Origin of the sequence: Mucilaginibacter phyllosphaerae (genome assembly GCF_004378255.1) — a bacterium.
Lineage (GTDB): Bacteria > Bacteroidota > Bacteroidia > Sphingobacteriales > Sphingobacteriaceae > Mucilaginibacter > Mucilaginibacter phyllosphaerae.
On record NZ_SNQG01000006.1, the window covers coordinates 93640 to 116605 of the forward strand.

The following is a 22966-nucleotide window of genomic DNA, read 5'->3' on the forward strand; positions in this document are numbered from 1 at the left end:
TTATCCGTTCACAAATATTCAATTTGTTCATTTTGTTCATTAATTATTAACTATAACTAAATTTATTTCCCTTCGTTTAACTTTAAAAATTAGCTGATACCAGTTAAGCTTTTTAAGGTAAGGATGAAGTGGATTTTATTTAGTTGGATAATTATACTTTTTACGCTTTTAAGTTTTAAAACTTACTCGCAATCTAATTATAACTGGCAAGGGGGCACAAGTGCAGATTGGAGTAATGCGGCCAACTGGCGCATAGGGTCCTCGGTTACAGCGCCACCCACCCCGCCAGGTACTTTAGATAACGTATTTATTGGTGTTAATGGTGTCGCGTTTACTAATCAGCCCCAAATAAATGCAGGCTATGAGCCTACGGTTGCCGCTGTTACCCTGGGTGCTATTAAAACTGTGGCACTCACTGTAAACGGTAAGTTAACCGTTACCGGTAATTTTATACAAAGGCATAACAACTCGGGGGGTAGCATAGCCCCTGCTTTAAGTGGCTCGGGCACAATTAACTGTAATAATTTATCGGTGGGTGATGGCACAACGCTGGCGGCACCTTTTTTGGGTTTATCATCCCAAACTTTTTCAACCGTTTTAACGTCAACCGTTGCTAACCTCAATATCACTAATAATTTAACGCTTAATACTAACAGCTCAAGCGCCTTGCTGGTTATTATTATACCGATAGTTTCATACAATGTAGCCAACCCATATTTTTATTTAAATGGCGGAACCCTGACAGTGGGTAACGCTATCGCTACGGCAAATAACAATTATGTAAATTCTGGCAGTACAACCAATCTGGCTGCATTTGGCATCACTGCAAATACCGCAGCATCTACTTTATACTTAAACGGCGCCACACCATTGGCGCTTGATGCAATCGGCGCGGGCAGCGCCGATTTTTACACTCCGGGCACTTTTCCAAGCACCGTGATTTATAATTACACAGGCGTGGGCATACAAACAGTTTATACTTCTGGCCAGGCAAGGTTTAGCGCAACGCCGGCATCCTATCAAAATATACAGTTTGCAGGCAGCGGTGCCAAAAACATCCAAAGTGCCACCCTATCTGTTGCAGGCAACTGGAGCTCGGCAGGCGGCAAGGTTGATGCCGTAACCAATAACCCAACGGTAAGCTTTCAGGGTACTACACAAACATTAACCGATGCCGGATCTGACGGTGGCAATGGCGTAACTTTTAAAAACGTAACTTTTACCGGCGGCGGCACAAAAACCATGTCGTCGGGTAAATTTAATATAGCTACAACCGGTATTTTAACCATGGCATCAAGCTCTGTACTGGATGCCAACGGAAAGCTAACCCTTTTTTCTGATCTCAGCTCTTCGGCAGCTGTGGCGGTTATACCCACAGGCAGCAGCATTATTAATGATGTTGCCGTGCAACGCTACCTGATTGGTGGTGCCGCACAGGTTTTAGGGGTGTACACCGCCCGTGGTTACCGCATGCTTTCATCGCCGGTAAATTACAATGGCACGGCCTACCTGCCGCTAAATTATATAGGCAATAGCGCCTTAACAGGCGGCCCGGGCAGCGGCTTTACCGTAACCAATAATAACCCCACCATTTACCTTTACCGCGAAGATGTACCCCCAAGCAACGCCGGTTTTAACGCCGGCAGGCATAAAGGGTTATTAAGTATTAACAGCGGCAATATCGTTAACGTATCCGGCGCGGGTAATCTACAGGTACCTGTAGGCAATGGCTTTATATTTTACTTTGTAGGTAATACTGCTAACCCCACCACCAAAACCATAGCACCATATGCCGCCCCGGAGAATACTACTATTACTGCCGTAGGCCGCCTTAACCAGGGGGATGTGCCTGTAAACCTCTGGTATAACCCGGGCGGGGCAACGGCACCAACTACCAATAAACTCTCGTACACAGCATCATTAGGTACGCTGGCCGGTTATAATATGGTGGGCAACCCATATGCCTCTACGCTTGATCTGGATGCGGTAATTGCAGATAACACCGCCGGTATAAGCAATACCGTTTACGAGTTGTACAATGTAAACCCCGGCCAAAAGTATGTGGCCTATAATAAAGGTGGCTCGTCTGACCCGAAAGCGAGCCGTTATGCAGTTAGCGGGCAAGGCTTTATTGTAAGGGCAAAAGCAACTAATGGCTCTTTAACCTTTCGCGAATCTGAAAAGGTACCTGCACAGCAGGTTATTATCCCCACCCTGTTAATGGGCATACCGGTAATGCAGGCACAGGCTATAACCGGCTTTTACATTAAAATGGAGCGCGACAGTTTAATTGATGATTATTGCGGCATCTATTTTAACACTGGTGCATCGGCCAATTACGATGAGGAGGATGCGCAGGATCTTGACGGCGCCTCATCACAGGTGTACATGTCCAGCTATAGCGCCGATGGTGTACGTACCGCCATTAACCACATGCCCGATTACCGGAAAGGGCCCGGCATTAAATTATACGTAAACGCTGCAAAGGACGGGTTATACAAATTAAAAATAGAAGACATCCGCAATATCGACCCGTTGTATGATATCTGGTTAAAGGATAATTATAAAAAAGATTCGCTAAACCTGCGCCTGTATAATACCTATGGCTTTAATGTGATTAAAAGCGATACTTCATCATTTGGGGCAAACCGCTTTAAACTGGTTATACGCCGCCAGCCCCTGCCACCTTATCAGCTGATAAACTTTACAGCCCAAAAAGTTAACGAAGGCATCAAAATAAGCTGGAAAACATACAACGAGGGTAACTTTACCGGTTTCGAACTGCAAAAAACACAGCCTCAATACACCACCATTTACAGTGTGCAAAGTAATGGCAGCAACACTTATAGTTATATAGACCGCAACCCATCGGCAGGTAGCAATACTTATCGTTTAAAACAAAACGATATTGATAATCATAGCACACTATCCAACCCCATCAGTGTACAACTGCAGGACCCGGCATTCGGCAGGCTGTTAAGCATCTACCCCAACCCCGCTGCCGAATCTATACAGGTTTATTTAAACACGGCCGATACCCAAACCAGCTATAAAGCAAAAATTTACGATTACAGCGGCATTATGGTAATGCAAAAAACCATGCAAAGCGGCGACTGGTCGCAATATGTGGGGAAGCTAAGGCCGGGCACTTACATTTTTGAGTTAAGCAAAACCAGCGGCGAATATGTTGGCCGGGCCAAGTTTATAAAAAAGTAAAATACACACTGCCCGTACTATTGAAAAAAAGGAGGATGAAGATGAGCGTGAAAACAACAATTAAAATACTGACTGTAAATACCGTTATTTTTTGCCTGATGATAGTGCCTCAACTGGCCATGGCACAAATAGACGACCCGCCGTGCGGTGGCGATGACCCTTATGGTACCGATTGCCCTGTAGACAGCGGGCTATGGATCCTGGTGGCCTTAGGTATTATTTTAGGCATCTATTCTATAAACCACTCTAAAAAAACGTCATGAAAAGTTTGCAGGCAATACGCTAAAGGTAACGCTTTATAATTTTAAGGCGATGTGTATAGCGTTTAAGCTCTTCTGAATAAATACCCTGTGTATCAATCATATCAATTTTTACTTTGCCCGATGCATGGATAATTTGCCCGCCGCCCAGTATGATCCCTACATGCGTTATGCGGCCTTCCTCGTTATTAAAAAAAGCAAGGTCGCCTGTTTTAGCTGTCAATACAGAATCTACCGTTGTACCCTCCTGCGCCTGTAGCGATGCATCGCGTTTAAGCTGAATGCCCTTTAATTTATAAACAACCTGCGTAAAGCCCGAGCAATCTATCCCCATATGGGTTTTGCCGCCCCATAAATACGGCGAGTTTAAAAAGGACTGTGCAATATTGGCTATTCCATCCGTTTCGCCTATTTCGCCAATTATTTCAAACCGCTGGTTGCCTATATAACTGGTTGTACCTTCTAAAAAAACCAAAGAAGAGCCTGCCGGCAGATACAGTATGGTATTATCGGTTATTTTCCAGGCCTGGGTAATGGCACGGTAGGTTACCGGGGCTGGGTTTTGCAGCAGGCGTTTATAAGCCAGGTGGCCAAGCATTACAAACTGCAGCCGGTCTATCCAGCCGGTGTAATTATCTAAAGCCGTAGTGATTTGCACCCATTTATCCTTCCACTCCAATATCTCAAATGCTTCCCCAAATAAAACCTGCGATACCATTTCACTGCGATCGCTTGGTTCGGCACGCAGGGGCACTACAGCTAAATTACAAATTCCGTACTCCATTTAAATCACCAGATTGATACGAAAGATAGATAATATTGTTCTTTTAAACAAAAAAGGGGAAAGCATTATGTGCTTTCCCCTTTAATATCAATTAATTTTAATATTATGCATTTGCATGCAGCCAATCTTTTTTGGCATGCAGTTCCTCTTCGGTTTCGCGTACGTCCTCGTCATCCACACAGCAATCCACCGGGCAAACGGCGGCACACTGCGGCTCGTCATGAAAACCAACACACTCGGTACATTTATCGGGTACGATGTAATAAATATCGTCAGACAGGGCAGCTTGTGTTTCTTCGGCATTCAGGGTATTCCCATCGCCAAAATCAATAACACCTTTTAAAGCCGTACCATCGCTAAAACGCCAGGCTGCTCCTGCATCATAAATAGCATTGTTTGGGCATTCTGGTTCGCAGGCCCCGCAGTTAATGCATTCATCGGTGATTATAATCGCCATATTGTTTAAAAATTCTTGTATTCTAAGTTACCTTTGCCCCTGGTTTGGGCTTGCAAATATAACAAAAAAAGGCTTTAAGGGTTTACCCTGTTACATATATATGTCAAAATTTAATATTAACGATACTGTAAACGCGTTTTCTGAACTGGGGGAGCAATTGGTTTCGCCGGATGCACAGCTAATGCAAATAATTGAAACCGAGCGGCAATACAACGCCTGGTTTACACCACAAAGCGTGATGAATGCGGTAAAAGCAACTGGCGGCATGCTAAACAAGCCCGATCTGCAGCTTTGGCTTAACCGGTATAACCTTGCCGGGCATGGCCATAAAAAAGTGGGCCTGGTGCTTGCCGGCAACATCCCCCTGGTAGGTTTTCATGATGTGCTTTGTGTGCTGGCAACCGGCAACCACGCACTCATCAAGGCATCCTCGCAAGATTCGCGGTTAATAACTTATGTGCTGAACAAACTGGTACAGATCGACGCATCCTACGCAGATAAATTTAGCTTTGTAGAACGGCTGGAGAACTTTGATGCCATTATTGCTACCGGCAGCAACAATACATCGCGCTATTTTGAATACTATTTTGGTAAAGTGCCCAACATCATTCGTAAAAACCGCAATAGCATTGCCTTGCTTACCGGTGATGAAACAGCAGACCAGTTAGCCGCCTTAGGAAACGATATTTTTGATTATTTTGGTTTGGGATGCCGCAATGTTTCTAAATTGTTAGTGCCCGATGGTTATATTTTCAACTTCTTTTTTGAATCGATAGAACACTTTGCGCCTATCATCCATCATCATAAATACAATAACAATTATGATTACAATAAATCTATTTACCTGGTAAACCGCGATGAGCACCTGGATAACGGCTTTTTAATGCTTAAGCAGGATACAAGGCTAACATCGCCCCTGGCCGTGTTATTTTATGATACCTATACCAGCCTGCAGCAAGCCGAAGCATACTTATTACAGCAAACAGAAAACCTGCAATGTATAGTTACTAATACTCCTTTAAAAACCAACAACCAGGTGGTTGCATTTGGCCAAAGCCAGCATCCGCAATTATGGGATTATGCTGATGGTGTAGATACGATGGATTTTTTGTCAAATCTTTAAAATTACGATACCTTTGGGAATGAAAGCTTAAGATTTAAAGTTCAAAATGACTTTCAACTTTAAACCTTGAACTTTAAACTCAACAAAATGTACATTATAAAAGTAAAAGGCGTTGCCAAAATACCTGATTACGTACAGCTGCGCGACGATAAATTTACGCTGCTGGCTTATTTTAGGGTGGATAGGCCCGAAAAATCCCTGGATAAAATTGGCCTTGCCGATAAATACGAATATATAATGGGCGTGGTTAAAGATCTGCCCTTTGGTAAAATATTAAAATTAGAGCTGTAAATAAGATGATTGGTAACTCTATTATAAAACTGAATAATGTTGATATTTTTCAGCAGAAGCACCTGGTACTATCAAACGTAAACCTGCATATAGATAAGGGTGATTTTGTATGGCTTATTGGCCAAACGGGCAGCGGCAAAAGCAGTTTGCTAAAGGTTATTTACGGCGACCTTAACATTGCTGCCGGTACCGGCCACGCCTGCGGGTACGAATTAAGCAAACTTGCAGGCAAAGATGTACCTTACCTGCGCCGCAAGCTGGGCATCGTTTTTCAGGATTTCCAGTTACTTACCGATCGCTCTGTTGAGCAAAACCTGCAGTTTGTGATGCACGCTACCGGCTGGACAGAGAAGAACCAGATTGCCGACCGCATATTAGATGTACTGGAAAAAGTGGGCCTGCGCTCTAAACTAAAAAAAATGCCGCATGAGCTATCCGGCGGCGAGCAGCAGCGCGTGGTAATTGCCCGCGCCCTGCTGAATAACCCCGAGATCATTTTGGCAGATGAGCCAACCGGTAACCTTGATCCGGACACCTCAGAAGAGATCGTACTCCTGTTAAAACAGATCAGCCAGGGCGGCACCGCCGTGGTAGTTGCCACACACGATTATCACATTATCCGCACCTTCCCATCGCGTATTATTAAATGCGAGAACGGTAAGGTATTAGAGGATGTGCAGATAGCATAACCATAAGTGGCAGTAGCAGGTTTAAGTTGCTGCCAAAGTAACTTAAACCTGCTGTTGTACTTGCTGTCACAAATAACAAAAATTTTATACCACTACTGTCAGCTTGTCGGGTTTAACCCGATGGCAGGATACTTGATTAGCACTACTTGCTATGAATTTTAATGACATGCTAAAGAAAAAAAATAAAGGAAATTCAGAAACTGCTGAAAACGCTGCCGAAGTAAACAACGAAAACGGACAGATTGACGGACAGGAAGAAACTACTGAAACCCCTGCAGCTGATAACGGCCCTTCTGCTGAAGAAAAACATAAAGAAGAGCTATCATTGGCTAATGATAAGTATTTAAGGCTGTATGCCGAGTTTGATAACTTTCGCCGCCGTACCATAAAAGAACGCGAGGAAGCCCGTAAAACAGAAGGCAAGGATATAATTGTTGCCCTGCTGCCTGTATTAGACGATTTTGAGCGCGCTTTACGCGCTATGGATAACGCTACCGAAGTAACATCTGTTAAAGAAGGCGTTACCCTGATACAAAGCAAACTAAAAAATATCCTGGCGCAAAAAGGCTTAAAAGAAATGCAATCAATAGGCAATGCTTTTGACCCCGACCTGCATGAAGCGATCACCAGCGTGCCCGCCCCCGGCGATGACATGAAAGGCAAAGTGATTGATGAAATGGAAAAGGGCTATGAGCTTAACGAGCGCGTGGTACGTTTTGCCAAAGTAATTGTAGGAGCGTAAGGGCATTTAGTGAATGATTGAGTTAGTGATTTCCATTGCGTATCCATAACTAACTCAAAATTCATTGTAAATTGATTTAGCTGATTTTTAATTCACTAAATCAGTAATTCAATCAATCAATAATAAATTAAAAGATGGCTAAGAGAGATTATTACGATGTGCTGGGGGTTAGCAAAGGCGCGGATGCTGATGAAATAAAGAAGGCGTATCGTAAAATGGCTATTAAATATCACCCGGATAAAAACCAGGGCGATAAAGAAGCGGAAGAAAAATTTAAGGAAGCTGCCGAAGCATACGAGGTTTTAAGCAACGCCGAAAAGCGCCAGCGCTATAACCAGTTTGGCCATGCTGCAAACGCGGGCTCTGCCAGTGGCGGTAGTTACGGCGGCGGCAATATGAATATGGACGACATATTTAGCCAGTTTGGCGACATATTTGGCGGTGGCAGCCCGTTTGAGGGCTTCTTTGGGGGCGGTGGCGGTGGCCGCCAGGGTGGTGGCCGCAGGGTTGCCCGCGGCAGCAATCTGCGGATAAAGGTGCGCCTGTCTTTAGAAGAAATTGCCAACGGCGCCGAAAAGAAAATAAAGGTAAACAAACAAATTCTTTGTAAAACCTGCGATGGCACGGGTGCTAAAGACAAATCGTCTTTTTCTACCTGTAAAACATGCGGCGGGCAGGGTTCGGTACGCAGGGTAACCAACACCATTCTGGGCCAGATGCAAACCACCAGCACCTGCCCTACCTGTAACGGCGAAGGATCTACCATTACCTCAAAATGTACGGTTTGCCACGGCGAGGGCGTTACCCGCGGCGAAGAAACCATTACCATAAACGTACCGGCCGGTGTTAGCGAAGGGATGCAGTTAAGCATGAGCGGTAAAGGTAACGCGGCCCCGCGCGGCGGTGTACCCGGCGACCTCATTATCCTGATAGAGGAGATACCGCACGAAACCCTAAAACGCGATGGCAATAACGTGATATATGATCTGCACATTAACTTTGTGGATGCTGCCTTAGGTACCAGTATAGAAGTGCCTACCATTGACGGCAAAGCCAAAATTAAAATTGAGCCGGGCACACAGGGTGGTAAAATACTGCGCTTAAAAGGCAAGGGCGTACCGGAAGTAAACTCTTACCACCGCGGCGACCAGCTGATCCACGTAAACATCTGGACACCAAAAGCCCTGAGCCGTGAAGAACGCGAAGCGCTGGAGAAACTACAGGGATCCCCTAACTTTAAACCCAACCCCGGCAAAAACGAAAAAAGCTTTTTTGAACGGATGAAGGAATATTTTGAGTAAAAAAGTCCGGAAGTCGATAAAGTCTGAAAGACCGGAAGATAGTAAGCCCTGCATTTAATGCGGGGCTTTTTTATACACTAAATATTTCTTTTTTCGGTAATACCGTTTTTGATATCATTTACAAATAATTTAATTAAATCTTGTTTTTCTTGATTTGAAATACTTTCGTAATAAGTCTTACTTAACAATTCATTTTGTAATGCATTTACAATTGTATAATTATAGGAAAGGAAATTGACCGACCACCTAACTTGTACATCAAACTCTTTTTTATTTTTAAACTTTTTAAAGAAGCAGCAAATTGTTATCGATTCACAATCATCAAAATTTAAATCTGTAAAAATCCAATTAGATTCTTTCCCGCTATCTCTCCTGCTTATTTTTTGTTGATTTTCTGTTGTTAAATAATCCAAAAATCTTTGGTGTGATTCAAAAAACTCATCAAACGAACTGGACTTGTTAAAAATTTTTTCAATAATTTCTTTAATGTTTTTTTCGAATACCCGCTTAACAACTGATTCGGATTTTTTTTCGTCTGTTATAACTTCATTTTGAAGTTCCATTTTAAACAAAGCAATTTCTTTATCAATATCTTCATCATCATTAATATCATCTCCATTAGCAGCCTCAATATAAAACTCTAATGATCGCTGCAATTGCTCTACTATATATTCCACAAACGGCCAAGCATCTTTATTATCGGCTCGGCTTAATAATGAGTAGTAATTCTTCCGATCATCCATTCTTACAACAGCAGGAGGATACCCATCTTGCATCAAAATCAAATTCATTAATATTCTTGACAAGCGGCCATTACCATCATCAAAAGGATGTATGGCTACAAATTTATGGTGAAATAAAGCTGCAGCCACAACAGGATGTATTTCCTTATTCTGTTTCAACTCATTATACCATTCTATCAACTCAGGCATTTTTAACTTCACCTCTTCAGGCGTAGCGTAATAATGTGTTTCACCTGTGGCGGTCTGCACATGGTTAGACATGCTTTTGTACTCTCCTATCTCCACCCACTTTGTAGTTGGCTTTCCATCCGCAGTTTGAGCATCTACTTTATAGCGCTCAACCAATATCATCTTATGTAAGGCTCTTATGTCTGATTCGGTAATACCTCTCTCATCTTTTACCAATTCTGTAAGAAAGTGGATTGCTTCGTTATGCCCACGGATATCCAAATGATCTTTTAATGGTTTACCTTTAGCAGTGATACCTTCCATCAAAAAAGCAACGGTTTCGCCATAACTCAATTTATTACCCTCTATCGCATTAGAATTATAGTTCCAATCCAAACGCAACTTTTGCATTACCCGTCCCTCTATATCAGGTGGTAATGGGCGCATATTATCTATTTGCTTTTTTAAGGCATCTATTTCTTGTAGTACCGGTGCTTTGCTAAACTCTATTTCCAGATCAAGGTTCATGTTTTAAAGATACAAATTCAAACTCGTTTGAAAAGGTGGCAATTAACAACGCTGTTAACAATTTTGTAACAATCCTTAAGGCATTATATCTAATTTAGCATAAACTAAATTCTGATCATGTTAAGCATTCGCAACATTGTTAAGCAATACGCCGGTCATCGTGCGTTAGATGATGTGAGCCTTGAGGTAGAAAGCGGTAAGATATTCGGCCTGCTTGGGCCAAATGGCGCCGGTAAAACCTCGCTCATCCGTATCATTAACCAAATAACAGCGCCCGACAGCGGCGAAGTATATTTTAAAGGCGAGAAGCTAAATCAATCGCATATCGAACGTATAGGTTACCTGCCAGAGGAACGCGGCCTTTATAAAAAAATGGAAATAGGCGAGCAGATGATCTACCTGGCCCGCTTAAAAGGCCTTACCCGTGCCGACGCTACCGCCAAACTAAAATTTTGGTTTGATAAGCTGGGTATGGAAAGCTGGTGGCATAAAAAAATAGAAGAACTATCTAAGGGGATGCAGCAAAAAGCCCAGTTTGTGGCTACGGTATTGCATCAGCCTGATCTGATCATCCTGGATGAGCCCTTTAGCGGTTTTGACCCGGTTAACGCCGAACTGATCAAAGAGGAGATACTGGAATTGAACCGCAATGGCGCTACTATCCTCTTCTCTACCCACCGCATGGAATCGGTAGAAGAACTTTGTGATGCTATTGCCCTCATCCATAAATCGCACAAGATACTGGATGGCCGGGTAAAACACATCCGCAACTCTTACAAAAACGAAACCTACCTGGTAGAATATACCGGCAACAAGCTGGTTTTTGATGGTACGCAACCCTTTACTATTGTGACTGAAATGGAGGGCGAGGACGAAAGCCACATTATAAAACTAAAGCTGAACAGCAGCAACTCGGCTAATGATGTTTTGCAGTATCTTCTCCCCAAAACACGCATCAATATGTTGCAGGAGGTTATCCCGAGTATGAACGAGATCTTCATCGAAAAAGTAAACCTAATTGCCTAAGCCATGAAAAAAGTATTATTGATTATACAGCGCGAATACGTAACACGGGTGCGCAAAAAGGCATTTATTATTATGCTGCTGGCAGTGCCCTTATTATTAGCCGGGATGACGGCCCTGATAGCTTACGTTGCGAAAGACAGCCAGGTGATGAGCAAACCGCAGGTGGTTAAAGTGATTGATGAAAGCCATTTATTTGAAGGTAAATTAAAAAATGCTAAAAATATACAGTTTGTTCCCGCTAACGAGCCGCTGGATAAGGCAAAGGCAGGTTTGAAAGAAAACGAGGACCTGTCTGTACTGCTGATACCCAAAGATTACGCCACCAGGCAGGTGCAGTTCCTGTCGAAAAAGAAACCATCCTATACGCTTACCAACGAGGTGGAAAACCAGATGAACGAAATTGCATTAACCAATACCATGCTGGCCAACCATATTGATACGGCCCTGCTTAACCAGGCTAAAAAAAGCAGGGTTAACGTAAACGCCATGGAGGTTACCGAAGCGGGCACTAAAGATGCCGATGTAGGCACTTCGATGGGTGTGGGTATTGCTTGTGCCATACTCATCTACATGTCGTTATTTATATACGGTGCGCAGGTAATGCGCGGGGTTATCGAAGAAAAAACAAGCCGCATCATCGAGGTGATCATCTCATCGGTAAAGCCTTTTCAGCTGATGCTGGGTAAAATTATTGGTGTAGGCCTGGTTGGGCTAACGCAATTTACCGCCTGGATAGTGCTATCGGTTATTGCTACCAAAATTATAGGTAATAACAATGCCGGCGGCATCATGGGTGCATTACAAACTTTGCAAAATATCCCTTTCGGGTATGTGCTGGGTTGTTTTTTGTTTTATTTTATAACCGGATACCTGCTTTATAGCGCCCTGTTTGCCGCAGTTGGCTCGGCGGTAGACAGCGAGACAGAAACCCAGCAGTTTATGTTCCCGATAACCATGCCTTTGCTGTTTACCTACCTGCTATCGGTAACCGTATTATATAGGGCTCCTGATAGTCCGCTGGCGGTATGGCTCTCTATGATCCCGTTAACCGCCCCGGTGGCCATGATGGTGCGGATCCCTTTTGGGGGCGTTCCGGGGTGGCAATTAGGTCTTTCTATGTTCAGCATGGTAATCGGCTTCCTGTTCACTACTTATGTGGCCGCAAGAATTTACCGTGTGGGCGTATTGATGTATGGCAAAAAAGCCAGCTTTAAAGAATTATCCAAGTGGTTTTTTTACAAAGAATAAGTTTTTTAGATAAGCCTAAAAATTAAATAGCTGACTATAAGCAACTTGCTATAATTCATAGTGTTCACAAACAGTGAACATGAACACTATGATTGCTAATTAAAAATCCCTGCCTGAGCCAAACTCTTGCAGGGATTTTTTTAATTTAGCCAACGATGGATAGCAAACGTATAGCCGTAATGGATTTGGGCACTAATACCTTTCATTTATTAATAGCCGAAGGTACTGCCGATGGGTTCAAAGCGGTCTTCCGCCAAACGGAAGCGGTAAAGCTCGGCGAGGGCGGCATCAACCGGGGTATTATACAACAAGAGCCTTTTAACCGCGGTATTACTGCCATGCAAGCCTTTAAAAAGCGTATAGATGAATATGGCGCTACCCAAGTTAAAGCGATTGCTACATCCGCCATACGCAGCGCAGCCAACGGGCCCGATTTTATTCAGCAGGTAAAAGAGCAGGCCGGCATCCGGATAGAATTAATAAACGGCGCGCAGGAGGCAGCCTATATTTACAGCGGCATCAAAGCCAGCGGCGCGCTTGGCGATCAAAACTCGCTTGTGATAGACATTGGCGGCGGCAGCGTAGAATTTATCATCGGCAACAAAAACAAGGTGCTTTGGAAACAAAGTTTTGAGATAGGCGCTGCCCGGCTGATGGATAAATTCAACCAAACCGACCCGATACCGGTTACTTCCATTAAAGCACTTACCCACTATCTGAATGGCCAGTTGATAGATCTGTTTGCGGCAGCCATTCAATATAAACCGGTTAATATCATAGGCTCATCGGGCGCCTTTGAAAGCTTTGCCGAGGTGATAGAGATCAAAAAAGGTAAAACCTTTGATATTAAACAAACCAAAGTTTACGAATTTGATACCGATGACCTGCTGGATCTGATCGAGTTGCTTATTAAATCCTCCCACTCGCTACGCGCCAGCATGAAGGGTATCATCCCCGTACGGGTAGATATGATTGTGGTAGCCAGCCTGCTCACCATTTACCTGATGCAAAAGCTGGGCATACCGGATGTAAGTATGGCTACCTATTCGTTAAAAGAAGGTGTGCTGGCAGATATGCTGGGTTAAAAATTGTTTTACTTACTGGCATGATAACTTTATTGATGCAAAATCAAATTTTAAGGCATCCTTTGTATATTGCCAGCTTATATTCATTTCATACATGAAAAAATTTATAGGCGCATCTTTATTGCTGCTCTCATCTGCTCTTGCAAACGCACAGAAAAACCCTAACGATACCATTACCACTAACTACCAGCCATCGGTACTGTTCTCGCCCCTGCCCTATACCGAAAAGGGAAACGAGTTTCACTCGGCCAATGGTGAGCCGGGGCCAAAGTACTGGCAAAACCGTGCAGATTATAAGTTGGCCGTAACGCTGGATACCATTAGTAAAACTATAAGCGGTACTACCAACATCACTTATACCAACAACAGCCCCGATGCTTTACAATACCTTTGGCTGCAGCTGGACCAAAACACTTATAAAAAAGACGCCCGCTCTAATTTTGTAACCGGCTACCAGGCCACACAACATACCAGCGGTTACGAGATCGAATCGGTAGAGATTATAAGCGGTAACAGCAGCGCAAAAGCCAATTACAAAATTACCGATACCCGCATGCAGGTGCGCCTGGCTAAGGCGCTGGGCAAGGGCACAATCAGCCTCCGCATCAAATATCATTATACCATACCGGGCAATTTTGGCGGCCGCACCGATTTTGTGGACACCAAAAACGGCAAAATTTACGAGGTTGCCCAGTTTTTCCCAAGGATGTGCGTTTATGACGATAGCCGCGGTTGGGCTACCGCGCCTTTTTTAGGGAGCGGCGAATTTTACTGTGAGTACGGTGATATCGACTATACCATTAATGCCCCCTGGGATATGATCGTAGCCGGCCCCGGCGACCTGCTGAACCCAAAAGAAGTACTAACCGCTACACAAATTGCCCGCTTAAATGCCGCACGAAACAGTGATAAAACCGTTATGATCCGTACCGCTGCCGAGATCAACGATAAAACATCGCGCCCGGTAAATGCAGGCACCTTGACCTGGCATTATAAAATGTTAAACACCCGTGATGTGGCCTTTGGCGCTTCGCGGGCATACATCTGGGATGCTGCAAGGGTTAACCTGCCGGATGGTAAAAAATCATTGGCCATGTCGGTTTACCCGGTAGAGAGCCAGGGCAATGATGCCTGGGGCCGTGCTACCGAATACCTCAAAGCATCCATGGAATACTTTTCAGAAAAATGGTTTGTTTACCCCTGGCCAACCGCTATTAACGAGGCCGGCATTGCAGGTGGCATGGAATACCCCGGTATTGTGTTTGATGGCATTAATGATAAAGGTAAAGAGTTGTACTGGGTAACTGCACACGAGATAGGCCACAACTGGTTCCCGATGATCGTAGGCAGCGATGAACGCCGCTTTGCCTGGATGGACGAGGGCTTCAATACTTTTATTGATATATACGCATCAGATGCTTTTAACAAAGGCGAATATGCACCCAAGCGTGATGGCGAATACGCGCCCGGCGGCGGCAACCCTGCCGACGAGATCATTGAACATATCACCGACCCAAATTCGCCAAGCATCATGACCGCCCCCGATGCCATTCCTGAAAAATACCGCCACCCCCTAACCTATTTTAAACCGGCTTTTGGTATGGTTTTACTGCGTGAGCAGATCCTTGGGAAAGACAGGTTTGATTATGCCTTTAAAAACTATATTGATAAGTGGGCTTACAAACACCCGCAACCCGATGACTTTTTCCGGTCAATGGAAAACGGTGCAGGTGAAGACCTGAGTTGGTTTTGGAAAGGCTGGTTCTACAACAACTACAAACTGGATATAGCGCTGATAGATACTAAATACGTAGATAAGAATCACACAAAAGGTGTAAAACTGACCATCGCAAATAGAGAGATGATGGCTATGCCTTTTACGGTAGAAGCAAAAATGAAGGATGGTACTAAACAACGCACCTATTTCCCGGTAGAAACCTGGTTACAAAATAAGGTTACTACTTACACCCTGCCAACTACCCGGGAAGTGGAAAGCATAACGATTGACCCGGATAACGCGCTACCGGATGTAAACAGAAAGAATAATTCAAGGAAATTATAGAGACGCGATACTTCGCGCCTTTGCCAACCGGGCTGGAATTGCATAAAGGAGACGCAAAGTATCGCGTCTCTACGCCTATATTATGCATTTTACCACCACGTCATTACGAGAAACGTAGTGACGTGGCAATCTTCGATTGAAAAGTCAGCGACAAGCATGTCGAAGATCGCGACGCTATCGCTCGCAATGACGTGATTTTTTATTATTCTGAAAATTTAAAAATTCAGTTAATTCTGATTCAGACCAACCTCTTCAACTGCTGATAAACTTTTTCGGTAGGCAGGCCTACTACATTGGTATAAGAACCGTTGATACGCTCTATGCCAATAAGCCCTATGCGTTGCTGAATGCCATAGGATCCGGCTTTATCCATCGGCTGGTATTCCTCTACATAGCTGCGGATCTCTTCATCCGTCAACTTGCGGAAAAACACTTCGCTCCTGTCGTAAAATTTATTGTACTCGCCTTTGTAAAGCAAACATACACCCGTATAAACCTCGTGTACCTTGCCGGATAAACGTTGCAGCATTTCTATGGCGTGTTCGGTAGATTCAGGCTTACCTAATATTAATCCGTCAATAGCTACAATAGTATCAGCGGTTAGCACAACTTCATCGGTAATATCCTCATCAAATGCTTCCGCTTTTTTTGCAGCGATATAAAGGGCAATTTCGGCAGGTGTTAACCCATCCGGATAAGATTCGTCCACCTCTTTTAACACCACACGGAAATCAATATCCATCAGTTTTAAAAGTTCCTGTCTGCGCGGCGATTTTGATGCCAGAATGATTTGCGGGAAATTACTCATATTTTGTCCATAGTCCATGGTAATAAATATTTGCTATGGTCTATTAACTATCGACCATGGTCTAACAACCTACCAGCTATATGCCTCGGCGCTCATCCATTTGCCCTGCACCTTCATAACCTTTTCTATGATGTCGCGGGCACAGCCTTTACCGCCTGCATAAGGCGATACATAAGCGCTGATGGTTTTAATTTCTTCAGCGGCATCTGCAGGGCAAACTGGCAAACCAACCAATTTCATCACGGCCAGATCGGGGATATCATCAGCCATGTAAAGGATATTAGACGGGTTGATGCTTTTCTCCTCAATATAGATCTTAAATCTTTCAGATTTGGTATGCGCACCCAGGTACACATCATTAATACCCAGGCTATTTAAACGGAATAATGCACTTTTAGACCGGCTGCCGGATATGGCCGCCACATTGTAACCACATTTAACAGCCAGTTGCAGGGCATAACCATCTTTAATATTAAATGCGCGGCTTTGCACACCGGTTTCGGTCACAAATATCGACCCATCGGTCAACACACCATCCACATCAAAAATAAACGTGGTAATATCTTTAAGCTTGGTTAAAAAGGATTCCATGATTAGGGATTACACCGATTAATTTATGATTACACTGATCGCAAAGCATCTGCACACCTAAAATTTGCACATCTGCACATCTACTGATTATCTCTCCACTCGTACACCCAGGCAGTTTGTATTTGCTCCAAGTGCCCTTCGTTAGATTCCTCGCGCGTACCTTTAAAGTTGGGCAGGCTCAGTACCCAGTCCAGCAGTTCGGTAAAGCGGATGCGGTATATTTTTTGCTCGCCAAAATCATCGCCAAACTTTTCGTAAAGGCTCATGGCTATATCTTCGTAATCGTTCCAGTGTATGGGTAGGGCGAATTTATCGTCGTTCATTTTTTGGTTGTGAGTGATGTATAATTATCAATTTCGTCGCGATTCAGGAATTAAAGAAACAAGACTTTCATCAGCTTCATTCTTAATTGTTTTATTTCCGGATCTTGATTCTAAAAATCTTGACTCTTATATGTTAGTGGCCCATAAAGCCCGATTGGTCTGGCAGGGTAACTTCTATATCGCCATCAATAATAACACACTGGCAACCCAGGCGCGATGTAATGCGTGGGTTAACAGCCCTGTCAATAAAGTCTTCTTCCTTGTCAGATATTTCCTGGATGTTATCCATACCCTTGTTAACATAAATATGGCAGGTACTGCAACCGCATACACCACCACAGTTATGCTGTAGGTCAATGCCGTTTTCCAGGCAAACGTCTAATACAGATTCTCCTTCGGCAATAGCAAGTTCCACGCTTTCATGGTCCTTTTCCTCAAAGTTGATCTTTACTTTAAAAATATTCATTTTGGCAAAAGTAACAAAATTACTTATCCCCGTTATGCTTGATGTGGTTTTTGATAATATCCTGACTTAATAACGTATAAATATCTTGTAAATGGGGCTGTTGTTGAAGCATTTGCAAATGAGCCTGCATAGTTCGCTCATCGTTACGTACGGCAGGGCCGGTTTGTACGGTGGCCGGCGAGTGTCCTTTTATTTTATCAGCCGTTTCGGCGATCAGCGGGCGCAGCATTTCAAAACTCATGTCGCTATCGGCCAAAAGCTGTTCGCCAATGCTGTATAAGTGGTTAGTGAAGTTACAGGCAAATACAGCAGCCAAATGCAATACTTTACGCTGTGCGGAGCTTACCTGGTAAACATGATTACTGATATCTCGTGCAAGGTTTTCTAAAACTTGGGTAATAGCCTCATTTGCACCTTCAATGCACATAGGCACATCTCTAAAATTAACTTCTTTTGTTTTGCTGAAGGTTTGCAGTGGATAAAACACGCCGGCATTCGGGATTGCATCTGATAGCTGCTGCAGGCTTACAGCGCCGGATGTGTGGGCCACAGGGATATTAAAGGCGCATAAATGCGGTATAAATTTGGCAATGGCATCATCTTTTATAGCCAGTATAAATAAATCGGTACCGGGGCTTATCACAGCCGGATCATCAACCGCTTCGGCACCAACATGGTAGGCTAACAAGGCGGCGCTTTGCATATTACGGCTGTAAACCTGTACAATACGGTGGCCTGCATTTTTAAATGCCGCCGACAGATGTGTGGCTACATTGCCCGAGCCGATAATAGATATGCGCATATGCTTAAACTTATTACGCAAATTTAGGATTTAGAAGGTAACTATGCAGCTGTTTAAAACTATCTTATCAAATCCATAGAATAACTAACGCCCATTGGTAACATTTTTAAACAAATAATGTCTTATTCTAAACAAACACTAATCACAAAAACAAAATGGATACTTCATTAATAACTACAGGTACCGGTTTAGATGGCTATAAAATTGTTAAACACTTAGGCGTGGTACGCGGTATTACCGTGCGCAGCCGTAGTGTGGTAGGCAACTTTGCCGGCGGGATACAATCATTGTTTGGCGGCAGGCTATCTGTTTATGTAGAACTTTGCGAGAATGCCCGTGAAGAGGCTTTCCACTTATTGATACAGCATGCACAAGCCATAGGCGCCAACGCCATCATCGGTATGCGCTATGATGCCAACGAAGTGATGCAGGGCATTACCGAGGTATTGGCCTACGGTACTGCTGTAGTGGTGGAGAAGGTGGCAGAATAATATTTTTTATTGTCCTGGTGAGCCTGTCGAATCATTAGCTGCTTTTGCTAAGTCTTCGACAGGCCCAGATGGACAAAACATAATAATCTTCTATCTTTGCTTTAAATTATAGCTTCCTATGCAAGTAATAAAGCAATATATAGAAGAAAACAAGCAGCGCCTGCTCGACGAACTATTTGAGCTGCTGCGCTTCCCATCCGTTAGTGCCGACCCTAAATATGCACCTGATGTATTAAACGCTGCTGATTACGTAGCTAAAAAACTGACGGATGCCGGTGCCGATAAGGTAGAGGTTTGCCAAACAGCAGGCTACCCTATTGTTTACGGCGAAAAAATAATTGATGCCTCGCTGCCAACCGTATTGGTTTACGGCCATTACGATGTGCAGCCGGCCGACCCTCTGGAGCTTTGGAAAACTCCGCCTTTTGAACCTACCATTCGCGAAGGCAAAATTTACGCCCGCGGCGCCTGCGACGATAAAGGCCAGTTTTACATGCATATAAAAGCTTTTGAGCTGATGATGCAAACCGATGGCCTGCCCTGCAATATCAAATTTATGATAGAGGGCGAGGAAGAAGTAGGCTCTAATAACCTAAGTATATTCGTTAAAGCAAATAAAGAGCGCTTAAAGGCTGATGTAGTATTGATATCTGATACCTCGATGATCAGTATGGAACACCCTTCGCTGGAAACAGGTTTGCGTGGCCTGTCATACTTGGAGGTAGAGGTTACCGGCCCCAACCGCGATCTGCATTCGGGTGTTTATGGTGGTGCGGTGGCCAACCCGGCTACCATCCTGGCAAAAATGATCGCATCCCTGCATGACGAGGACAACCATATCACTATCCCCGGTTTTTATGATGATGTTACCGAACTTACCCAGGCCGAAAAAGATACCTTAAATTCAGCACCTTATGATGAGGCCGAATATAAACAAGACCTGGATGTAGAAGAGCTTTGGGGCGAAAAAGGTTACAGCACCTTTGAGCGTACCGGCACCCGCCCTACTTTAGAAGTGAACGGCATTTGGGGTGGTTACATTGGCGAAGGTGCTAAAACTGTGTTACCATCTAAGGCACACGCTAAAATTTCGATGCGATTAGTACCTAACCAAACATCAGCGCAAATAACCAAACTGTTTACAGATCATTTGCTGAAGATAGCACCTAAATACGTAAAGGTACAAGTTACCCCGCACCACGGCGGCGAACCGGTGGTTACCCCTACCGATAGCATTGCTTACCAGGCAGCCCAAAAGGCCATTGCCGAATCGTTTGGTAAACAGCCTATCCCGACACGTGGCGGCGGCAGCATACCTATTGTAGCCCTTTTTGAGGCAGAATTAGGCCTTAAAACGGTTTTAATGGGCTTTGGTTTAGATAGTGATGCCCTGCACTCACCAAACGAGAAATACGACATTTTTAATTATTACAAAGGGATAGAAACCATCCCATTGTTCCACAAATATTTTGCGGAATTGAGTAAGTAGGATCAAAGAATATTTACCGTAGAGGCGCGATACTTCGCGCCTCTTTTGTTTTCGGCATTTGCGTAATGGAGACGCAAAGTATTGCGTCTCTACAATATTAAATACTCCACTTCTCACACCCACTCAAAAACCCCTCATCAGCATCTGCCCCTATGCCTGTAGCATCGCTGATATTAAGCTTATAGCCGTCATAAGTTACACCGCCCACGCATGGGTCGGCCAGGTGGCCCAGCATGCAGGTATCCATATCATAAAAATGAATGTTGGGGCTGGCGTACACAAAATGTAGTTTGGCGCTTAGGGCTATGCGGCTTTCCAGCATACCGCCCATCATGCAGGGTATGCCCCGCTCGGCACCAACATCATGGATCTTCTTGGCCTCCAGGATCCCACCGGATTTGGCCATTTTAATATTCATCGAATGGCAGGAGCCGCTCTCTATTTGTATCCGTGCATCATGATGATTGTAAACGCTTTCATCAGCCATAATCTTTACGGGTGATACCTTCATCAGTTCGGGTAGCTTATCGTTATACCAAGTGCGCATGGGTTGCTCACAAAATTCAATATCATATGGGCCAATGGCCTGCAGTGCAAAAGCTGCTTCTTCAAAGTTCCATCCCTGGTTGGCATCTACCCTTATCTTCATTTCCGGACCTACTGCCTCGCGGATCTGCCTGATGCGTTCAGCATCTGTTTCGGCACCCTTGCCCAGCTTTACCTTCAGGATATTGGCACCAGATGCTTTAAACGCTACCCCCTTTTGTGCCATAGCTTCGGGCGAGCTGATACCGATGGTAATATCGCTTTCTACCACACGCTTTTCTCCGCCTAAAAATTGATAAAGCGGCAGGCCAGCGTTCTTGGCTGCAATATCATACAAGGCTATATCAAAGGCACTTTTAATAGTGGTGTTACCTGCCGCGGCATCATGCAGCTGCTGCATCCGCGAAGGGATATCCAACGCATCCTGCCCTATCCATAATCCTCCAAAATATTTGGCCATCACCAGGCAGGTATCCTGTGTTTCGCCTACGATCATCGGGAAGGCCGAGCACTCGCCTACACCATAAAAGCCCTTATCCGTATGGATGCGGATAAACACGTTCTGCGCATGGTCCATCGTGCCGGTGGCAATGGTGAAAGGCTCCATAGGGATGCTGAAGCGGTATATATCTATTGAGGTGATGATAACTGACATAGTAGAATTGCTTAAACGCTAAAATAAGCGAATTAACCGTTGCTTTAACAAAATTTGCACATTAACACATTTAGCTTATATTTGCGTTAGTACGTCGTACTATTTCATTTCGGTTCTCCGGTTTCTGCCTTCTGTTCTAAGAAACTGTCCATGCACCGGGAAGCATCTTCAAGACAATTTTATTTAATTAAAAATATACATGGCATTAACAAATTTGCCTGGTCCGTTTGATTATAACTCAACCAGGAATAAACTTTTACTTACCGAATACGGACGTAACGTGCAAAACATGGTGAAATACATTGTGGCGTTACCTACTAAAGAAGAACGCAACAAATATGCACAGGTGGTGATAGACCTGATGGGCTTTTTAAACCCGCACCTGCGCGATGTGGCCGATTTTAAACACAAGCTTTGGGATCACCTGCACATCATTTCAGACTTTCAGCTGGATGTAGATTCGCCTTATCCAAAACCAAGCCCGGAAGCTATCCACTTAAAACCCGAGCCGCTTAAATATCCTAACCAGCGCATCCGCTACAAGCACTATGGCAAAACCATCGAAATGATGATAGAAAAAGCCAAAAGCATCGAGGAGCCTGACCGTAAGCGCCACATGGTGCAAGCCATTGCGAATTTTATGAAAATGGCCTATGTACAATGGAACAAAGATTCGGTTGCCGACGATTTGATACTATCTGATCTTTACGCCTTATCAGGCGGCACCCTAAAACTGGAAGAGAACATCAACCTTAACCGCGTTGAGTTTCGCACCAATAACAACAATCAAAATAATAACAATAACCGCGGCCGTACCAACAACAATAATCAAAACAACCGTGGCGGTAGCGGCGGCGGTGGTAGCCGTACCAATAACAACAATAACCCGCGTAACAATAATAACAACAACAACCAAAATAACCGCAACCGTAACAACGGCGGGGCTAAGAAGTATTAGTCGATAGATAATAGACCCTGGACCATAGATGAAGATTGGATAAGTAGGATACTTTTCTAATCTTTGCCAAACTATGCACTATGGACCATCGTCTATGGGCTACAACAAAAACTA

Annotated in this window: 23 protein-coding genes; 14 read left to right on the top strand and 9 right to left on the bottom strand. The window is 44.1% G+C overall.

The window, feature by feature from the left end; translation table 11 throughout:
• Positions 1 to 123 precede the first annotated feature (123 nt).
• A complete protein-coding gene (locus E2R65_RS16230; protein WP_134337540.1) occupies positions 124 to 3216 on the top strand; it encodes a T9SS type A sorting domain-containing protein in 3093 nt (1030 codons plus the stop codon).
• A 41-nt stretch (positions 3217 to 3257) separates the two neighbouring features.
• On the top strand, positions 3258 to 3479 hold the full coding sequence (locus E2R65_RS16235) for a hypothetical protein (protein ID WP_134337541.1): 222 nt from the start codon (positions 3258 to 3260) through the stop codon (positions 3477 to 3479).
• A 19-nt stretch (positions 3480 to 3498) separates the two neighbouring features.
• On the opposite strand, the gene E2R65_RS16240 is transcribed toward E2R65_RS16235, so the two are convergent.
• Entirely contained in the window at positions 3499 to 4260 is a 762-nt protein-coding gene (locus E2R65_RS16240) for a C40 family peptidase (protein ID WP_134337542.1), read from the bottom strand.
• 103 nt (positions 4261 to 4363) lie between these two features.
• Positions 4364 to 4717, bottom strand: a complete 354-nt coding sequence (locus E2R65_RS16245) for a 4Fe-4S dicluster domain-containing protein (protein ID WP_134337543.1) — start codon at positions 4715 to 4717, stop codon at positions 4364 to 4366.
• A 100-nt stretch (positions 4718 to 4817) separates the two neighbouring features.
• Between E2R65_RS16245 and E2R65_RS16250 the strand changes: the two genes are divergently transcribed.
• The 5 genes from E2R65_RS16250 to dnaJ all read left to right on the top strand — a co-directional run bounded on the left by E2R65_RS16250 (position 4818) and on the right by dnaJ (position 8863).
• Positions 4818 to 5840: an acyl-CoA reductase gene (locus tag E2R65_RS16250; RefSeq protein WP_134337544.1), complete on the top strand. Its 1023-nt coding sequence runs from the start codon at positions 4818 to 4820 to the stop codon at positions 5838 to 5840.
• A gap of 87 nt (positions 5841 to 5927) precedes the next feature.
• The gene (locus tag E2R65_RS16255) at positions 5928 to 6131 is read left to right on the top strand and encodes a fructose-6-phosphate aldolase (RefSeq protein ID WP_134337545.1); all 204 of its coding nucleotides are present in this window, start codon (positions 5928 to 5930) and stop codon (positions 6129 to 6131) included.
• A gap of 5 nt (positions 6132 to 6136) precedes the next feature.
• The gene (locus tag E2R65_RS16260; RefSeq protein ID WP_134337546.1) at positions 6137 to 6820 is read left to right on the top strand and encodes a cell division ATP-binding protein FtsE; all 684 of its coding nucleotides are present in this window, start codon (positions 6137 to 6139) and stop codon (positions 6818 to 6820) included.
• Positions 6821 to 6986: 166 nt separating this feature from the next.
• Entirely contained in the window at positions 6987 to 7562 is a 576-nt protein-coding gene (locus E2R65_RS16265) for a nucleotide exchange factor GrpE (protein ID WP_134337547.1), read from the top strand.
• 134 nt (positions 7563 to 7696) lie between these two features.
• Entirely contained in the window at positions 7697 to 8863 is a 1167-nt protein-coding gene (dnaJ, locus tag E2R65_RS16270) for a molecular chaperone DnaJ (RefSeq protein ID WP_134337548.1), read from the top strand.
• Positions 8864 to 8940: 77 nt separating this feature from the next.
• On the opposite strand, the gene E2R65_RS16275 is transcribed toward dnaJ, so the two are convergent.
• Complete coding sequence (locus E2R65_RS16275) at positions 8941 to 10302, bottom strand: Fic family protein (protein ID WP_134337549.1); 1362 nt, start codon at positions 10300 to 10302, stop codon at positions 8941 to 8943.
• 117 nt (positions 10303 to 10419) lie between these two features.
• On the opposite strand from E2R65_RS16275, the gene E2R65_RS16280 reads away from it, so the two are divergent.
• From E2R65_RS16280 to E2R65_RS16295, 4 genes are all read left to right on the top strand, one after another.
• Complete coding sequence (locus tag E2R65_RS16280; RefSeq protein WP_134337550.1) at positions 10420 to 11328, top strand: ABC transporter ATP-binding protein; 909 nt, start codon at positions 10420 to 10422, stop codon at positions 11326 to 11328.
• A gap of 3 nt (positions 11329 to 11331) precedes the next feature.
• Positions 11332 to 12576, top strand: a complete 1245-nt coding sequence (locus E2R65_RS16285; protein WP_134337551.1) for an ABC transporter permease — start codon at positions 11332 to 11334, stop codon at positions 12574 to 12576.
• A 155-nt stretch (positions 12577 to 12731) separates the two neighbouring features.
• Entirely contained in the window at positions 12732 to 13661 is a 930-nt protein-coding gene (locus tag E2R65_RS16290) for a Ppx/GppA phosphatase family protein (RefSeq protein ID WP_134337552.1), read from the top strand.
• Between the two features lie 94 nt (positions 13662 to 13755).
• Entirely contained in the window at positions 13756 to 15723 is a 1968-nt protein-coding gene (locus tag E2R65_RS16295; RefSeq protein ID WP_134337553.1) for a M1 family metallopeptidase, read from the top strand.
• Positions 15724 to 15961: 238 nt separating this feature from the next.
• Here E2R65_RS16295 and E2R65_RS16300 read toward each other — a convergent pair whose 3' ends face one another.
• The 5 genes from E2R65_RS16300 to E2R65_RS16320 form a co-directional block, all read right to left on the bottom strand.
• Entirely contained in the window at positions 15962 to 16549 is a 588-nt protein-coding gene (locus E2R65_RS16300; protein WP_229704683.1) for a Maf family protein, read from the bottom strand.
• 51 nt (positions 16550 to 16600) lie between these two features.
• Positions 16601 to 17122, bottom strand: a complete 522-nt coding sequence (locus E2R65_RS16305) for a KdsC family phosphatase (protein WP_183500402.1) — start codon at positions 17120 to 17122, stop codon at positions 16601 to 16603.
• An 80-nt stretch (positions 17123 to 17202) separates the two neighbouring features.
• Positions 17203 to 17445 (bottom strand): Fe-S cluster assembly protein IscX, encoded by a 243-nt coding sequence (gene iscX, locus E2R65_RS16310; RefSeq protein ID WP_134337555.1) that lies wholly within the window; start codon positions 17443 to 17445, stop codon positions 17203 to 17205.
• A gap of 133 nt (positions 17446 to 17578) precedes the next feature.
• On the bottom strand, positions 17579 to 17911 hold the full coding sequence (locus E2R65_RS16315) for a 2Fe-2S iron-sulfur cluster-binding protein (protein WP_134337556.1): 333 nt from the start codon (positions 17909 to 17911) through the stop codon (positions 17579 to 17581).
• Between the two features lie 19 nt (positions 17912 to 17930).
• A complete protein-coding gene (locus E2R65_RS16320; protein ID WP_134337557.1) occupies positions 17931 to 18713 on the bottom strand; it encodes a Rossmann-like and DUF2520 domain-containing protein in 783 nt (260 codons plus the stop codon).
• A gap of 155 nt (positions 18714 to 18868) precedes the next feature.
• Between E2R65_RS16320 and E2R65_RS16325 the strand changes: the two genes are divergently transcribed.
• Positions 18869 to 19204, top strand: coding sequence for a YbjQ family protein (locus E2R65_RS16325; RefSeq protein ID WP_134337558.1), 336 nt, complete (start codon positions 18869 to 18871; stop codon positions 19202 to 19204).
• 118 nt (positions 19205 to 19322) lie between these two features.
• Entirely contained in the window at positions 19323 to 20693 is a 1371-nt protein-coding gene (locus tag E2R65_RS16330) for a dipeptidase (protein WP_134337559.1), read from the top strand.
• Positions 20694 to 20790: 97 nt separating this feature from the next.
• Here E2R65_RS16330 and E2R65_RS16335 read toward each other — a convergent pair whose 3' ends face one another.
• A complete protein-coding gene (locus tag E2R65_RS16335; RefSeq protein ID WP_134337560.1) occupies positions 20791 to 21894 on the bottom strand; it encodes a mandelate racemase/muconate lactonizing enzyme family protein in 1104 nt (367 codons plus the stop codon).
• Between the two features lie 199 nt (positions 21895 to 22093).
• Here E2R65_RS16335 and E2R65_RS16340 point away from each other — a divergent pair, with 199 nt between their 5' ends.
• Positions 22094 to 22852, top strand: a complete 759-nt coding sequence (locus tag E2R65_RS16340) for a DUF4290 domain-containing protein (protein WP_134337561.1) — start codon at positions 22094 to 22096, stop codon at positions 22850 to 22852.
• Positions 22853 to 22966: the final 114 nt, after the last annotated feature.

Coding starts and splice junctions, on each gene's coding strand:
- E2R65_RS16330 (WP_134337559.1), top strand. CDS start 19,323: ATGCAAGTAATAAAGCAATATATAGAAGAAAACAAGCAGCGCCTGCTC.
- E2R65_RS16255 (WP_134337545.1), top strand. CDS start 5,928: ATGTACATTATAAAAGTAAAAGGCGTTGCCAAAATACCTGATTACGTA.
- E2R65_RS16245 (WP_134337543.1), bottom strand. CDS start 4,717: ATGGCGATTATAATCACCGATGAATGCATTAACTGCGGGGCCTGCGAA.
- E2R65_RS16275 (WP_134337549.1), bottom strand. CDS start 10,302: ATGAACCTTGATCTGGAAATAGAGTTTAGCAAAGCACCGGTACTACAA.
- E2R65_RS16280 (WP_134337550.1), top strand. CDS start 10,420: ATGTTAAGCATTCGCAACATTGTTAAGCAATACGCCGGTCATCGTGCG.
- E2R65_RS16320 (WP_134337557.1), bottom strand. CDS start 18,713: ATGCGCATATCTATTATCGGCTCGGGCAATGTAGCCACACATCTGTCG.
- E2R65_RS16335 (WP_134337560.1), bottom strand. CDS start 21,894: ATGTCAGTTATCATCACCTCAATAGATATATACCGCTTCAGCATCCCT.
- E2R65_RS16265 (WP_134337547.1), top strand. CDS start 6,987: ATGCTAAAGAAAAAAAATAAAGGAAATTCAGAAACTGCTGAAAACGCT.
- E2R65_RS16250 (WP_134337544.1), top strand. CDS start 4,818: ATGTCAAAATTTAATATTAACGATACTGTAAACGCGTTTTCTGAACTG.
- E2R65_RS16235 (WP_134337541.1), top strand. CDS start 3,258: ATGAGCGTGAAAACAACAATTAAAATACTGACTGTAAATACCGTTATT.
- iscX (WP_134337555.1), bottom strand. CDS start 17,445: ATGAACGACGATAAATTCGCCCTACCCATACACTGGAACGATTACGAA.
- E2R65_RS16285 (WP_134337551.1), top strand. CDS start 11,332: ATGAAAAAAGTATTATTGATTATACAGCGCGAATACGTAACACGGGTG.
- E2R65_RS16315 (WP_134337556.1), bottom strand. CDS start 17,911: ATGAATATTTTTAAAGTAAAGATCAACTTTGAGGAAAAGGACCATGAA.
- E2R65_RS16325 (WP_134337558.1), top strand. CDS start 18,869: ATGGATACTTCATTAATAACTACAGGTACCGGTTTAGATGGCTATAAA.
- E2R65_RS16290 (WP_134337552.1), top strand. CDS start 12,732: ATGGATAGCAAACGTATAGCCGTAATGGATTTGGGCACTAATACCTTT.
- E2R65_RS16300 (WP_229704683.1), bottom strand. CDS start 16,549: ATGGACTATGGACAAAATATGAGTAATTTCCCGCAAATCATTCTGGCA.
- dnaJ (WP_134337548.1), top strand. CDS start 7,697: ATGGCTAAGAGAGATTATTACGATGTGCTGGGGGTTAGCAAAGGCGCG.
- E2R65_RS16230 (WP_134337540.1), top strand. CDS start 124: ATGAAGTGGATTTTATTTAGTTGGATAATTATACTTTTTACGCTTTTA.
- E2R65_RS16240 (WP_134337542.1), bottom strand. CDS start 4,260: ATGGAGTACGGAATTTGTAATTTAGCTGTAGTGCCCCTGCGTGCCGAA.
- E2R65_RS16295 (WP_134337553.1), top strand. CDS start 13,756: ATGAAAAAATTTATAGGCGCATCTTTATTGCTGCTCTCATCTGCTCTT.
- E2R65_RS16260 (WP_134337546.1), top strand. CDS start 6,137: ATGATTGGTAACTCTATTATAAAACTGAATAATGTTGATATTTTTCAG.
- E2R65_RS16340 (WP_134337561.1), top strand. CDS start 22,094: ATGGCATTAACAAATTTGCCTGGTCCGTTTGATTATAACTCAACCAGG.
- E2R65_RS16305 (WP_183500402.1), bottom strand. CDS start 17,122: ATGGAATCCTTTTTAACCAAGCTTAAAGATATTACCACGTTTATTTTT.